Source organism: Oceanimonas marisflavi (genome assembly GCF_003049725.1).
Classification (GTDB): domain Bacteria; phylum Pseudomonadota; class Gammaproteobacteria; order Enterobacterales; family Aeromonadaceae; genus Oceanimonas; species Oceanimonas marisflavi.
The window spans coordinates 88,885-102,165 of sequence record NZ_QAGM01000005.1; the positions used below are offsets into that span (position 1 = coordinate 88,885).

General features: G+C 59.3%; 11 protein-coding genes. 8 read left to right on the forward strand and 3 right to left on the reverse strand.

Annotation, left to right across the window (positions count from 1 at the left end):
• Nucleotides 1-6 precede the first annotated feature (6 nt).
• A complete protein-coding gene (gene prlC, locus DA373_RS04920) occupies nucleotides 7-2,049 on the reverse strand; it encodes an oligopeptidase A (protein WP_107851229.1) in 2,043 nt (680 codons plus the stop codon).
• Between the two features lie 217 nt (nucleotides 2,050-2,266).
• Here prlC and gorA point away from each other — a divergent pair, with 217 nt between their 5' ends.
• From gorA to phaR, 3 genes are all read left to right on the forward strand, one after another.
• Nucleotides 2,267-3,619 carry a glutathione-disulfide reductase gene (gorA, locus tag DA373_RS04925; protein WP_107851230.1) on the forward strand — a complete coding sequence of 451 codons (1,353 nt, stop codon included), beginning with the start codon at nucleotides 2,267-2,269 and terminating at the stop codon, nucleotides 3,617-3,619.
• Nucleotides 3,620-3,744: 125 nt separating this feature from the next.
• Nucleotides 3,745-4,200: an aminoacyl-tRNA deacylase gene (locus DA373_RS04930; RefSeq protein WP_107851231.1), complete on the forward strand. Its 456-nt coding sequence runs from the start codon at nucleotides 3,745-3,747 to the stop codon at nucleotides 4,198-4,200.
• A gap of 136 nt (nucleotides 4,201-4,336) precedes the next feature.
• A complete protein-coding gene (phaR, locus tag DA373_RS04935) occupies nucleotides 4,337-4,861 on the forward strand; it encodes a polyhydroxyalkanoate synthesis repressor PhaR (RefSeq protein WP_107851232.1) in 525 nt (174 codons plus the stop codon).
• Nucleotides 4,862-5,018: 157 nt separating this feature from the next.
• Here phaR and DA373_RS04940 read toward each other — a convergent pair whose 3' ends face one another.
• Both DA373_RS04940 and DA373_RS04945 read right to left on the reverse strand, forming a co-directional pair.
• Nucleotides 5,019-5,501, reverse strand: a complete 483-nt coding sequence (locus DA373_RS04940; protein WP_107851233.1) for an FKBP-type peptidyl-prolyl cis-trans isomerase — start codon at nucleotides 5,499-5,501, stop codon at nucleotides 5,019-5,021.
• Between the two features lie 131 nt (nucleotides 5,502-5,632).
• A complete protein-coding gene (locus DA373_RS04945; RefSeq protein WP_107851234.1) occupies nucleotides 5,633-6,268 on the reverse strand; it encodes a phasin family protein in 636 nt (211 codons plus the stop codon).
• A gap of 691 nt (nucleotides 6,269-6,959) precedes the next feature.
• On the opposite strand from DA373_RS04945, the gene gcl reads away from it, so the two are divergent.
• The 5 genes from gcl (at nucleotide 6,960) to DA373_RS04970 (ending at nucleotide 13,277) form a co-directional block, all read left to right on the forward strand.
• A complete protein-coding gene (gcl, locus tag DA373_RS04950; RefSeq protein WP_107851235.1) occupies nucleotides 6,960-8,735 on the forward strand; it encodes a glyoxylate carboligase in 1,776 nt (591 codons plus the stop codon).
• Nucleotides 8,736-8,796: 61 nt separating this feature from the next.
• Nucleotides 8,797-9,579, forward strand: a complete 783-nt coding sequence (hyi, locus tag DA373_RS04955; RefSeq protein WP_107851236.1) for a hydroxypyruvate isomerase — start codon at nucleotides 8,797-8,799, stop codon at nucleotides 9,577-9,579.
• A 27-nt stretch (nucleotides 9,580-9,606) separates the two neighbouring features.
• Nucleotides 9,607-10,503: a 2-hydroxy-3-oxopropionate reductase gene (gene glxR / locus DA373_RS04960; RefSeq protein WP_269801413.1), complete on the forward strand. Its 897-nt coding sequence runs from the start codon at nucleotides 9,607-9,609 to the stop codon at nucleotides 10,501-10,503.
• A 187-nt stretch (nucleotides 10,504-10,690) separates the two neighbouring features.
• Nucleotides 10,691-11,959: a glycerate kinase type-2 family protein gene (locus DA373_RS04965; RefSeq protein ID WP_107851238.1), complete on the forward strand. Its 1,269-nt coding sequence runs from the start codon at nucleotides 10,691-10,693 to the stop codon at nucleotides 11,957-11,959.
• Nucleotides 11,960-12,164: 205 nt separating this feature from the next.
• A complete protein-coding gene (locus DA373_RS04970; protein WP_232821194.1) occupies nucleotides 12,165-13,277 on the forward strand; it encodes a carboxynorspermidine decarboxylase in 1,113 nt (370 codons plus the stop codon).
• The last annotated feature ends 4 nt before the right edge of the window (nucleotides 13,278-13,281 follow it).

Sequence of the window (13,281 nt, forward strand, 5' to 3'; positions counted from 1 at the left end):
CGGGGTTCAGGCAGTGATGCCCGAGTGTCGCAGCAGGGCATCAATGTTGGGCTCGCGGCCGCGGAACTGTTTGAACAGCTCCATCGGCTCTCTGGAGCCTCCCTGCTCGAGAATGGCATGCAGAAAATCACGACCGGTCCTGGCCGAGAACACGCCTTCTTCCTCAAACCGGGAAAAGGCATCGCTCGACAGCACTTCGGCCCACTTGTAGCTGTAGTAGCCCGCCGCATAGCCGCCGGCGAAAATGTGGGAAAAGCCGTGCTGAAAACGGTTAAAGGCGGGTGGCGTCAGCACCGCAACCTTGCTGCGCACTTCGTCGAGCACCGCCTGTACCCGGCCCGGCTCGGCACTGTTTTCATGCATGTGCAGGCGGAAGTCGAACAGGGCAAACTCCAGCTGACGCAGCATCATCAGCGCCGAGTGGTAGTTGCGGGCCGCCAGCATGCGCTCCAGCAGATCGGCGGGCAGCGGCTCACCGGTCTCGTAATGACCGGAAATAAAGGCCAGGGCCTCGGGCTGCCAGCACCAGTTTTCCAGGAACTGGCTGGGCAGCTCCACCGCATCCCAGGCCACGCCGTTGATGCCGGCCACACCGGCCACGTCCACCCTGGTGAGCATATGGTGAATGCCGTGGCCGAACTCATGGAACAGGGTCAGCACCTCGTTATGGGTAAAGAGCGCCGGCTTGTCGCCCACCGGGCCGTTGAAGTTGCAGGTGAGGTAGGCCACCGGCTTTTGCAGGCTGCCGTCTTCCCGGTAGCGACGGCCGATGCAGTCGTCCATCCAGGCGCCGCCGCGCTTGTTGGCACGGGCATAGAGATCCAGATAAAAGCTGCCACGCAGCTCGCCGGACTCATCAAAAATGTCGAAAAAGCGCACATCCGGGTGCCATTCCTCCACCCCGAAGCGCTCCACCACCTTGATGCCGAACAGCCGTTTTACGGTTTCAAACAGGCCATTCACCACCTTGTGCTCGGGAAAATAGGGCCGCAGCTCTTCGTCGGAAATGGTGTATTTGTGCTGCTTGAGTTTTTCACCGTAGTAGCTCAGATCCCAGGCGTTGAGCTCACTCACACCGAACTGCGTTTCGGCAAAGTCGCGCAACTCGGCCAGCTCGGCCTGGCCCTGGGGGTAACTGCGGTCGGCCAGCTGTTCCAGAAAATCGAGCACCTGCTGCTCGCTGTCCGCCATCTTGGTGGCCAGAGACACCTGGGCATAGTTGTCAAAGCCCAGCAGGGTCGCCAGTTCCTGCCTGAGCGCCAGGGTTTCCTCCATGATGGCGGTGTTGTCAAACTCACCGGCATTGGGACCCTGCTCGGAAGCCCGGGTGGTAAAGGCGTAATACATTTCCTCACGCAGGGCGGCGTTGTCGGCATACATCATCACCGGCAGGTAAGACGGAATATCCAGGGTGAACACCCAGCCGTCCAGCTCCCGGGCTTTGGCCTGAGCCTCGGCGGCGGCCAGCGCCGACTCGGGCAGGCCGGCCAGCTCGGCCTTGTCGGTCACCTGCTTGTGCCAGGCCTGGGTGGCGTCAAGCACCCGGTTGGCAAAGGTGGACGACAGCTCCGACAGCCGCGCCTGAATTTCACCGAAGCGGCGTTTCTGCTCGGCTTCCAGGGCGATGCCCGACAAGTGAAAGTCGCGCAGGGTATTGTTCACTTCCTTTTGCTGAGCCAGGCTCAGCTTTTTGAAATTGTCGCGCCCGGCCAGACTCTGGTAAGCCTCAAACAGACCCTGATGTTGACCCATCCAGGTATGATATTCCGACAGCAGCGGCAGACAGGACTCATAGGCCTGACGCAGCTCCTCGCTGTTCATCACGCTGTTGAGATGGCTCACCGGCGACCAGATGCGGCTGAGGTGATCGTTCACTTCTTCCAGCGGCGCCACCAGATTGTCCCAGGTAAATTCCTCATCCCGGGCCAGCACGGTTTCCACCCGCTTTTTGCAATCCGCAATGGCGTGCTCCACGGCCGGTTTTACGTGTTCCGGCTTGATTCGGCTGAACGGCGGCAGGCCGTCCATGGTGAGAAGCGGATTCGTCATGGTCCTTTACCTCTTGTTGTTTTGGCCGTCGTGCTGCCGCAGGCAGCCGAGGGAATACCCCCTAACATGGTGATAATGACGATAATGTTCAAGCCTTTACTGCTCTCCTTCAGCACTTGACCGGCGAACTGATGATTTGTTGACCACACGCACAGCACACACTTGAGGTACAATCGGCCCACGGCTTTGAATGAACCTTCATCCACGGAGCAAACTTATGGCACAGCATTTCGACTATATCGCCATTGGCGGCGGCAGCGGCGGCATCGCCTCCGCCAACCGGGCGGCCATGTACGGCAAAAAAGTAGCCCTGATCGAGGCCAAGGATCTGGGCGGCACCTGCGTCAACGTGGGCTGCGTACCCAAGAAGGTGATGTGGCACGGCGCCCAGGTGGCCGAGGCCATCAAGCTCTATGCCGCCGACTACGGTTTCGATGTGGATCTCAAGGGGCACGACTGGGGCACCCTGGTGGAAAGCCGTCAGGCCTACATTGGCTGCATTCATCAGTCCTACGATCGGGTGCTGGGCAACAACAAGGTCACGGTGATCAAGGGCTTTGCCCGCTTCCAGAACGCCAACACAGTGGAAGTGAACGGTGAACAATACACCGCCGACCATATTCTGATCGCCACCGGCGGCGAGCCCATTATTCCGGACATTCCCGGCGCCGAGCACGGCATCGACTCCAACGGCTTCTTTGAACTGACCGCCCAGCCAAAGCGGGTGGCGGTGGTGGGCGCCGGCTACATTGCCGTGGAGCTGGCCGGGGTGCTGCACAGCCTGGGCTCAGAGACCCACCTGCTGGTGCGCAAGCACGCGCCCCTGCGCAACTTTGACCCCCTGCTCACCGACACCCTGGTGGAGGTGATGGCCGCCGACGGCCCCACCCTGCACACTCACTCCGTGCCTCAAAGCGTGGAAAAGCACGCCGACGGCAGCCTGACCCTGACGCTGGAAAACGGCGAGTCGCTGACCGTGGACTGCCTGATCTGGGCCATTGGACGCCGCCCGCTTACCGGCAACCTCAATCTGGAAAGCGCCGGTGTCGAGCTGGACGCCAAGGGCTACATCAAGGTCGATGAGTATCAGAACACCTCGGCCAAGGGCGTGTATGCCGTGGGCGACAACATCGGCTACGTGGAGCTGACCCCGGTAGCGGTCAAGGCCGGACGCCAGCTCTCCGAGCGGCTGTTCAACAACAAGCCCGACGCCAAAATGGACTATGAGCTGGTGCCCACTGTGGTGTTCAGCCATCCACCCATCGGCACCATGGGCCTGACCGAGCCGGAAGCCAAAGCACGCTTTGGCGACGACAACGTCAAGGTGTACACCTCCTCCTTTACCGCCATGTACACCGCCGTGACTCAACACCGCCAGCCCTGCAAAATGAAGCTGGTGTGCGCCGGCGAGGATGAAAAGGTGGTGGGCATTCACGGTATCGGCTTTGGCATGGACGAGATCCTGCAGGGCTTTGCGGTGGCGGTGAAGATGGGCGCCACCAAGGCCGACTTCGACGCCTGCGTGGCCATACATCCGACCGCGGCGGAAGAATTCGTTACCATGCGGTAATCCACTGTTATATATGAAAAAAGGCCGGGATCATGCTCGGCCTTTTTCGTTTCTGAGCGCCGTCCACATTCATTCCATGACCTATACTTCAAGGGACGTTAAGTATTCGGCCTGGAGGATCGATTATGCCGGCGCAACGATTGCAGCAGTATCTGGATCAACAGGGGGTTAAATACCGGGTTATCAGCCACTCGCCGGCATTTACCGCCCAGGAGGTCGCGGAGGCCGCCCACATACCGGGCAGAATAATGGCCAAGGTGGTGATTGTGACCCTGGATGGACGAATGGCCATGGTGGTGGTGCCCGCTCCCAGGATTATCCATCCTCGCAACCTGGCCCGCTCCCTGGCGGTAGAGCAAGCCACCTTGCTGCATGAAAACGACTTTCGGGAGCAGTTTCCCGACTGCGAAGTGGGTGCCCTGCCTCCCTTTGGCAACCTGTATGACATGCCGGTGTATATCGACAGCGAGCTCGCCCGGCAGGAGGAGATCGTCTTCAGTGCCGGCAGTTACCGCGAGCTGTTCAGCCTGCCCATGAAAGACTATCTGAGGCTGGTCCGGCCCCGGGAGATTAGCCCCTGAACCTTGCCGCCGGCTAAGGGCCTGTGTACACCGATATTCCCAATGGCGGCCGAAAGCTCGCGTCCGCGGGCCAAATTGAGCGGCCTGCGCGATTGGGATACACTGGCCGTTATTCTTTTTTCAGGGCCAGTGCCGCATGTCAAAATCCCAGGACAGTATTCGCACCATCAAGAAATACCCCAACCGCCGCCTGTATGACAGCCACACCAGCAGCCACGTGACCCTGGCCGACATTCGCCGGCTGGTGCAGGAAGAAGAGCCCTTTCAGGTGGTGGACGCCAAAACCGGCGAAGACATTACCCGCAGTATTCTGCTGCAGATCATTCAGGAAGCGGAAAGCGGCGGCGACCCCATTTTCTCCAGTGACATGCTGAAAAACATCATTCGTTTTTACGGCCCCTATCAGGGCGTGCTGGGCAGCTACCTGGACGAAAGCATTCAGTCCATGATTGAAGTACAGGCCCAGGCCGGGATGCAGTCCACCAAGGCCTGGAGCGAGTTTATGCAGGGCCAGGTGCCCATGATGCAGGAAATGATGCGCCAGTACGTGGAGCAGTCCCGCCAGCTTTACCTCAATACCCAGAACATGTTTGGCCTGTTCGGCGGCCTGGGCGGCAGCCCGGAGCAAAACGACAAGGACAAAAAAGACGGCGAAGAGTAACTCCCCGCCGTCCGTTGGAGCGCAGGCTGCCAGATTAGGTAGGTTGGAATGAGCACCGCGAATTCCAACATTCCGCAGCCGGCCTGATGTTGCGATTCGCTTCGCTCATCAGCAACCTACGCCATGCTACCGCGATAAACCGGTGCGGCGCACTCACTCAGTGCTGGTGGCCGCCTTCGCCGTGGGCATGGCCGTGCTCCAGCTCTTCCCCGGTGGCGGCCCGCACAGATACCACTTCCAGATCAAAGGTCAGGGTGCGGCCGGCCAGCAGGTGGTTGAGATCCACATCGGCCATAAAGCGGCCTACCTTGACCACCACCACCTGGCGCGGACCGTTTTCGGTGTGCACCATGGCCACCATGCCCGGCTCCCAGCGCTTGGCACCCTGCAGGTGACGAATGGACACCCGCTGGATCAGGCTTTCGTCCCGCTCGCCATAGGCATCGGCCGGTGCCAGGGTCACGCTGAAGCTGTCGCCTTCATTTTTGCCGTCCAGCGCCTTTTCCAGCCCTTCCAGCATGTTGTCATGGCCGTGCAGATAGGCCAGCGGGGCTTTGCCCTCGTTGGTATCCATCACCTCACCCTGCTCGTCTTTCAGGGTGTAATTAAACTGCACCACGGTATCGTTTGCGATCTGCATTGCTTGTCCTGTTGGTAAATTAAAACCGCCTCATGATACCAGATGCGGCTACAGGCCCATAAAACAGAAAAAAACGGCAGGGTTGCCCCTGCCGTCCAAACGAGATAACAGCGTCGTTATTGGTATTGGTCTCAGTTTGCCTTGGCAGCACCGCGGCCGTTCTTGGCGGCGGTGTTATTGGCAGCAGCGGCGGTCACGGCGCTGATGCCCTTTTCGGTGGCTTCGGCTACCTGACGGGCGGCCTTTTCGGACTGTTCGGCGGCCTGCTTGAGTACCTTGTCGGCGATATCGGCGGCATCCTTGGCGGCCTTCTGAGCGCCTTCACGGGCCTCGTTGGCCTGGCTCACCGCCTGCTTGATGGCGCTCACGGCAGTCTCGGAGCCGGCCGGGGCGTGGGCGGCAAACTGCTCTACCCACTCATCCACCTGCTTGCTGCCGGCGGCCCACTGCTGCTCGCCGTAGTTGCCGAGCTGCTGCTGGGCATCGGCCAGCAGGGCAAACACTTCACGGTTGAAACCCAGCTGGCGCTCCAGCAGGGCGCTCGGGCCGAAGGCAGCATGGTTCAGCTCGGCCAGGCTCTTGGCATCGCGCACCGCCAGCAGCTTGCCGGCGTAATCGAACTGAGCAGTACTGAGGTCAGTCAGTGCTTTCAGCTGCAGCTGTCCCAGCTTTTCAACGCTGGTCAGCAGGTTGGTACCCAGGCTCTGAGCCAGGGCCAGGTTGTCTTGTTGTGCTTTCTGCAGTTTTGCAATATCAAACCATGACATGGTTGGCGTCTCCTGATTAGTGGGAATGGGGCCCGTGGCCCGGCACGCCGGCAAACCCCTTTACCTCTTGACCGGATTTGGCGCGCAGAAACAATATTGCACTGCACAAAAACTTTTTCAAGGAATTTTTTTGTGCGGTGCAAAACAGAATATGCCGTCTATCCTTTAACCATCTTCCCTGACCATAAGGTATGACCTTATTACCAGCTGGGTCCGCACTCTCTACTCATGCGTTGCGCTGCAGCATAGTCGGTACTTTGTTCTTTAAAAGTGAATACAATATGACTGCAAAGTTGTACTATACTTCGCGAACTGGCGTTGCCTTTGTTACGCATTTATGGATTGCAGACAATAAGGTGAAACCGTCTTTATATAGAGAGGAAACCCGTTCCAAAATTTAACTGTTAAGTTCATCAGCCCGCAAACAGGCTGAGAGCTGCATTTATATGCCCTTAAAAACAACACCTTGCCCACCATTACAGGCAAAGGTGCCCGCACGCCTTACCAGCCCACATTTCCACATTATAAAAATCATTTCCAAAACTTGTTGATCGTCACATTTTTTTTCGTATCATCAGAGTATGGGTTGCGTAGATGTTAAGGGTCCTCACCAGACCATGTCTGCGCACCGCTGTATTTATGCGTACAACAACACGGTGCCGAGAGCACCTCAGATGAATGGATACACATCATGGCTAAAATGAAAGCAATCGAAGCGGCCGCCAAAATCCTGGAGCTGGAAGGTGTCAATAAAGCCTTTGGCGTTCCCGGTGCCGCCATCAACCCCTTCTACGCCGCTCTGAAGGGTCTCGGCTCCATCGACCACGTACTGGCCCGTCACGTTGAAGGCGCCTCTCACATGGCCGAAGGCTACACCCGTGCCAATCCGGGCAACATCGGTGTATGTATCGGTACCTCCGGCCCGGCCGGCACCGACATGATCACCGGTCTGTACTCTGCTTCTGCCGACTCCATTCCGATCCTGTGCATCACCGGTCAGGCCCCCCGTGCCCGCATGCACAAGGAAGACTTCCAGGCCGTGGACATCGAGTCCATCGCCAAGCCCGTTGCCAAGTGGGCCGTGACCGTACTGGAGCCGGGTCAGGTTCCCGGTGTATTCCAGCAGGCGTTCCACATCATGCGCTCCGGCCGTCCCGGCCCCGTGCTGATCGACCTGCCCTTCGACGTGCAGATGGCCGAGATCGAATTCGATCCGGAAGCCTACCAGCCGATGACTCCCTACAAGCCGGCTGCGACCCGCATTCAGGTTGAAAAAGCCCTGACCATGCTGAACGACGCCGACAAGCCGCTGCTGGTTTCCGGTGGTGGTGTTATCAACGCCGACGCCGCCGATCTGCTGACCGAGTTCGCCGAAGTGCTGAACGTGCCGGTTATTCCGACCCTGATGGGCTGGGGCACCATTCCGGACGACCACGGCCTGATGGCCGGTATGTGTGGTCTGCAGACCTCTCACCGCTACGGTAACGCCAACCTGCTGGCTTCCGACTTCGTACTGGGTGTAGGTAACCGCTGGGCCAACCGTCACACCGGTTCCGTAGAGGTTTACACCAAGGGTCGTAAATTCGTTCACGTTGACATCGAACCCACTCAGATCGGCCGCGTATTTGGTCCGGATCTGGGCATCGTGTCCGACGCCAAGGCCGCTCTGGAGCTGTTCGTTGAAGTCGCCAAAGAGTGGAAAGCTGCCGGCAAACTGAAAGACCGCAGCGCCTGGGTTGCCGAGTGTCAGGAGCGCAAGCGCACCCTGCAGCGCAAGACCCACTTCGACAACACCCCGGTGAAGCCGCAGCGTGTATACGAAGAAATGAACAAGGCCTTCGGCCGCGACACCACCTATGTGTCCACCATCGGTCTGTCCCAGATCGCCGCTGCCCAGTTCCTGCACGTGTACAAGGCGCGCAACTGGATCAACTGTGGTCAGGCCGGTCCTCTGGGCTGGACCATTCCGGCCGCCCTGGGTGTGTGCGCCGCCGAGCCGGGCCGCAACGTGGTTGCCCTGTCCGGTGACTATGACTTCCAGTTCATGATCGAAGAACTGGCGGTAGGTGCTCAGTTCAAGCTGCCCTACATCCACGTACTGGTGAACAACTCCTACCTGGGTCTGATCCGTCAGTCTCAGCGCGGCTTCGACATGGACTACTGCGTACAGCTGTCCTTTGAAAACATCAACGCGCCGGAGCTGGGCGAGTACGGTGTTGACCACAAGGCCGTGGTTGAAGGTCTGGGCTGTAAGGCCATTCGCGTATTCAAGCCGGAAGACATCGCTCCCGCCTTTGAAGAAGCCAAGAAGCTGATGGCCGAGTTCTCCGTGCCGGTAGTGGTAGAAGTCATTCTGGAGCGCGTAACCAACATCTCCATGGGTGTTGAAATCGACGCCGTCAACGAGTTCGAAGAGCTGGCCGAGAAGGGTGAAGACGCCCCCACCGCCATCTCTCTGCTGGACTGACAGTGATGGGGCCTGCGGGCCCCATGCTGACGTTGCCCCCAACTGAACAAAGGACATCGCAATGCCGAAATTAGCTGCCAACCTGTCGATGCTGTTTACCGAAGTCGACTTTCTGGATCGTTTTGACGCCGCCGCCAAGGCCGGTTTCAAGGGTGTTGAATACCTGTTCCCCTACGACTTCGCCGCTGACGAAATCAAGGCCAAACTCGAGGCCAACGGCCTGACCCAGGTACTGTTCAACCTGCCCGCCGGTGACTGGAACGGTGGCGAGCGCGGTATCGCCTGTCACCCGGATCGGGTTGAAGAATTCAAGGCCGGTGTCGACAAGGCCATCGAATACGCCAAGGTACTGGGCAACACCCAGGTAAACTGCCTGGCCGGTATTCAGCCCGCCGGTGTGGCTTACGAAGAAGCGGAAGCGACCTTCGTGGCCAACCTCAAGTACGCCGCCGAGAAATTGAAGGAAGCCGGCATCAAGCTGATCGCCGAAGCCATCAACACTCGCGACATTCCCGGCTTCTTCCTGAACAACACTCAGCAGGCGCTGGATATCATCGAGAAAGTGGGTTCCGACAACCTGGCTTTCCAGTATGACATCTACCACATGCAGATCATGGAAGGGGACATCATCCCGACCATGGAGAAGAACCTGGGCATCATCAACCACATTCAGCTGGCTGATAACCCGGGTCGTCACGAGCCGGGCACCGGCGAGCTGAACTACCACAATATCTTCGCCTTCCTGGACAAAGCCGGTTACGACGGCTGGATCGGTGCCGAATACAAGCCGGCCACCACCACCGAAGAAGGCCTGGGCTGGCTCAAGACCCACGGTGTGGTCTGAGGTTTTTCACTTAATTCAGACAAAAGGATGACGAACATGAAAATTGGTTTCATTGGTACCGGTATCATGGGCAAGCCCATGGCTCAGAACCTGCAGAAAGCCGGTCACACCCTGTACTTCTCCGAGCACTACAACAAGGCCCCGGCCGATCTGCTGGGTGACAACGGTATCGCCCTGGCCAACCCCAAGGCCGTAGCCGAAGCCGCCGACGTGATCATCACCATGGTGCCCAACACTCCTCAGGTTGAGGAAGTGCTGTTCGGTGAAAACGGTGCCGCCGAAGGCCTGTCTGCCGGCAAGGTAGTGGTGGACATGTCCTCCATCTCTCCCATCGCCACCAAGGAAATCGCCAAGCGCGTTAACGAAACCGGTGCCGACTTCCTGGACGCCCCGGTATCCGGCGGTGAAGTGGGCGCCATCAACGCCACCCTGACCATCATGGTTGGCGGCGAGCAGGCCGTGTTTGACAAGATCAAGCCGCTGTTCGAAATCATGGGCAAGAACATCACCCTGGTAGGCGGTAACGGTGACGGCCAGACCACCAAGGTGGCCAACCAGATCATCGTGGCCCTGAACATTGAAGCCGTTGCCGAAGCCCTGGTATTTGCCTCCAAGGCAGGTGCCGATCCGGCCAAGGTACGTGAAGCCCTGATGGGTGGTTTCGCTTCTTCCAAGATTCTGGAAGTACACGGCGAGCGCATGGTTAAAGGCACTTTCGACCCGGGCTTCCGTATCGCCCTGCACCAGAAAGACCTGAACCTGGCCCTGTCCGGCGCCCGCGAGCTGGGCGTTGCCCTGCCCAACACCGCCAGCGCACAGGAGCTGTTCAACACCTGTAACGCTCTGGGCGGCGACGGCTGGGATCACTCCGGCATGGTCAAGGCGCTGGAGCACCTGGCCAACCACAACATTCGGGGCGAGTAAGTCCTGAACCGAAAAGCGGTGCGAAGGCTTCAGCCGCTTTTCGGTACACCTCGGGGCGAACGTCGGTGACAAGCTGACTTTCACTCAGGGGGCTTTGTGTTAGACACTGGTCTCCGGTCGTTCCGCCCCACCCCGTTATTGAATCAACAACAGCACCCAGACAGCCGTTTTTTCAGGAGTATTTGCAATGGATATCCAACCCAAGGAGTTGTTACAGCAGTTATTCGACAGCGCCGTGGCCGCCGCCCTGCCCAAGGGACATCTGGCCGAATACCTGCCGAAGGATACTCGTCAAAAGGCCGTTGTCATCGGTGCCGGCAAGGCTGCCGCTTCCATGGCCGCCGAGCTGGACGCCATCTGGGAAGGGGAACTTTCCGGTGTGGTGGTGACCCGCTACGATCATGGCGCCCCCTGCGAGCGCATCGAGATCATCGAAGCCGCTCACCCGGTGCCGGACGATGCCGGTGAACGCGTGGGCCGCCGCATTCTGGAGCTGGTGCAGGGCCTGGGCGAAGACGATCTGGTGATCTGCCTGCTGTCCGGTGGCGGCTCTTCACTGCTGAGCCTGCCGGCCCCGGGTCTGACCCTGTCCGACAAGCAGGCCATCAACAAGGCCCTGCTCAAGTCCGGCGCCGCCATTGATGAAATGAACTGCGTGCGCAAGCACCTGTCTGGCATCAAGGGTGGCCGTCTGGCCGCCGCCGCCTACCCGGCCCGCCTGATCGCCCTGGGCATCTCCGACGTACCCGGCGACGAGCCCACCGTGATCGCTTCCGGCCCGACCGTAGCGGACCCGACCACCTCCGCCCAGGCCCTGGCCATTCTCGACAGCTACGGCATCGAAGTGGGTGCCCATGTGCGCGCCTGGCTGGAAAGCCCCGAGTCCGAAACCGTCAAGCCCGGTGACGAGCGCCTGAGCAAGGCCGAGTTCCACATGATTGCCACCCCCCAGGACGCCCTGGACGCCGCCGCCCATCTGGCCCGCTCCAAGGGTCTGGCGCCGCTGGTGCTGGGTGACTGCATTGAAGGTGAGTCCCGGGAGGTGGCCAAGGTACACGCCGCCATCGCCAAGCAGATCCTCAAGTGCGGCCAGCCCGTTCAGGCGCCCTGCGTGATCCTGTCCGGCGGTGAAACCACGGTCACCATCAAGGGCAATGGCCGTGGCGGCCGCAACAGCGAATTCATGCTGAGCCTGTTCAATGAGCTCAAGGGTCAGGGCGGCGTCTATGCCCTGGCCGCCGACACCGACGGCATTGACGGCGTGGAAGACAACGCCGGCGCCATGATCACCCCCGAGCTGTTCGCCCAGGCGGAAGCCGCCGGCCTCAAGGCCGAAGACTACCTGGCCAACAACGACAGCTACGGCTTCTTCTCCCAGCTGGGCGCGCTGGTGGAAACCGGCCCGACCCGCACCAACGTGAATGACTTCCGGGCCATTCTGGTGCTGCCGAAGTAAGATCTGAATTTAAAACAACAATAATGATTGAGCCGCCTCACCGGCGGCTACGCACTCCTCAGCGAGACCGGCCATTCAGTGCCGGTCTTTTTTTATGACCCAAGCTCCCGCCATGCTCCACTTTTTGCTCGAAGCATGACCACCTTTCCTCTATAATCACGCGCTTTAAAATTCCCTAAGCGGGTGGTGTTCACAGCCTGGAGGTATGACCCTAGTGATCAAGACGCCTTACTATCTCATCGACAAGAGCAAGCTGCTGCGCAACATGGAGAAAATCGCCTATGTTCGCGAGCACTCCGGCGCCAAGGCGCTGCTGGCCCTGAAATGCTTTGCCACCTGGTCGGTATTTGACCTGATGAGCCAGTACATGGACGGCACCACCTCTTCCTCCCTCAACGAAGTGAAGCTCGGCAAACAGAAGTTCGGCGGCGAAACCCATGCCTACAGCGTGGCCTATGGCGACGACGAAATCGACGAAGTGCTGGCTCACTCCGACAAGATCATCTTTAACACCATCGGTCAGCTTGAGCGTTTTGAACAAGCCTCCGCCAGCCACGTGCGCGGCCTGCGTCTGAACCCGGGGGTGTCCAGCTCCGAGTTTCTGATCGCCGACCCGTCCCGGCCCTTCAGCCGCCTGGGTGAGTGGGACGCCAGCAAGGTGGAAGCGGTGATGGATAAAATCTCCGGCTTCATGATTCACAACAACTGCGAAAACAGCGACTTTGACCTGTTTGATCGCATGCTGGGCAAGATTGAACAGAAGTTCGGCGGCCTGCTGAGCCAGCCGCAGATCACCTGGGTGAGCCTGGGCGGCGGCATTCACTTTACCGGTGACGATTACCCGGTGGATCGCTTCTGCGCCCGGCTCAAGGCCTTTTCAGAGCGCTTTGGCGTGCAGGTGTATCTGGAGCCCGGCGAGGCCTCTATCACCATGAGTACCTCGCTGGAAGTGACCGTGCTCGACACCCTGTTCAACGGCAAGCAACTGGCCATAGTGGACAGCTCCATTGAAGCCCATATGCTCGACCTGCTGATCTACCGGGAGACCGCCAAGATGGCGCCCAACGACGGCGAACATCAGTACATGGTGTGCGGCAAGTCCTGTCTGGCCGGCGACATATTCGGCGAATTCAACTTCGACCGGCCGCTGCAGGTAGGGGATCGGCTATCCTTTATCGATGCCGCCGGCTACACCATGGTGAAGAAGAACTGGTTCAACGGTGTGCAGATGCCCGCCATCGCCGTGCGTGAACTCGACGGCAGCGTAAACCTGGTCAGGGGATTTACCTTTGACGACTTTGTAGACAGCCTCTCCTGAGGCA

Excerpts from the sequence above, each read along its gene's own strand:
- prlC (WP_107851229.1), bottom strand. The coding sequence starts at position 2,049 with ATGACGAATCCGCTTCTCACCATGGACGGCCTGCCGCCGTTCAGCCGA.
- gorA (WP_107851230.1), top strand. The coding sequence starts at position 2,267 with ATGGCACAGCATTTCGACTATATCGCCATTGGCGGCGGCAGCGGCGGC.
- DA373_RS04930 (WP_107851231.1), top strand. The coding sequence starts at position 3,745 with ATGCCGGCGCAACGATTGCAGCAGTATCTGGATCAACAGGGGGTTAAA.
- phaR (WP_107851232.1), top strand. The coding sequence starts at position 4,337 with ATGTCAAAATCCCAGGACAGTATTCGCACCATCAAGAAATACCCCAAC.
- DA373_RS04940 (WP_107851233.1), bottom strand. The coding sequence starts at position 5,501 with ATGCAGATCGCAAACGATACCGTGGTGCAGTTTAATTACACCCTGAAA.
- DA373_RS04945 (WP_107851234.1), bottom strand. The coding sequence starts at position 6,268 with ATGTCATGGTTTGATATTGCAAAACTGCAGAAAGCACAACAAGACAAC.
- gcl (WP_107851235.1), top strand. The coding sequence starts at position 6,960 with ATGGCTAAAATGAAAGCAATCGAAGCGGCCGCCAAAATCCTGGAGCTG.
- hyi (WP_107851236.1), top strand. The coding sequence starts at position 8,797 with ATGCCGAAATTAGCTGCCAACCTGTCGATGCTGTTTACCGAAGTCGAC.
- glxR (WP_269801413.1), top strand. The coding sequence starts at position 9,607 with ATGACGAACATGAAAATTGGTTTCATTGGTACCGGTATCATGGGCAAG.
- DA373_RS04965 (WP_107851238.1), top strand. The coding sequence starts at position 10,691 with ATGGATATCCAACCCAAGGAGTTGTTACAGCAGTTATTCGACAGCGCC.
- DA373_RS04970 (WP_232821194.1), top strand. The coding sequence starts at position 12,165 with ATGACCCTAGTGATCAAGACGCCTTACTATCTCATCGACAAGAGCAAG.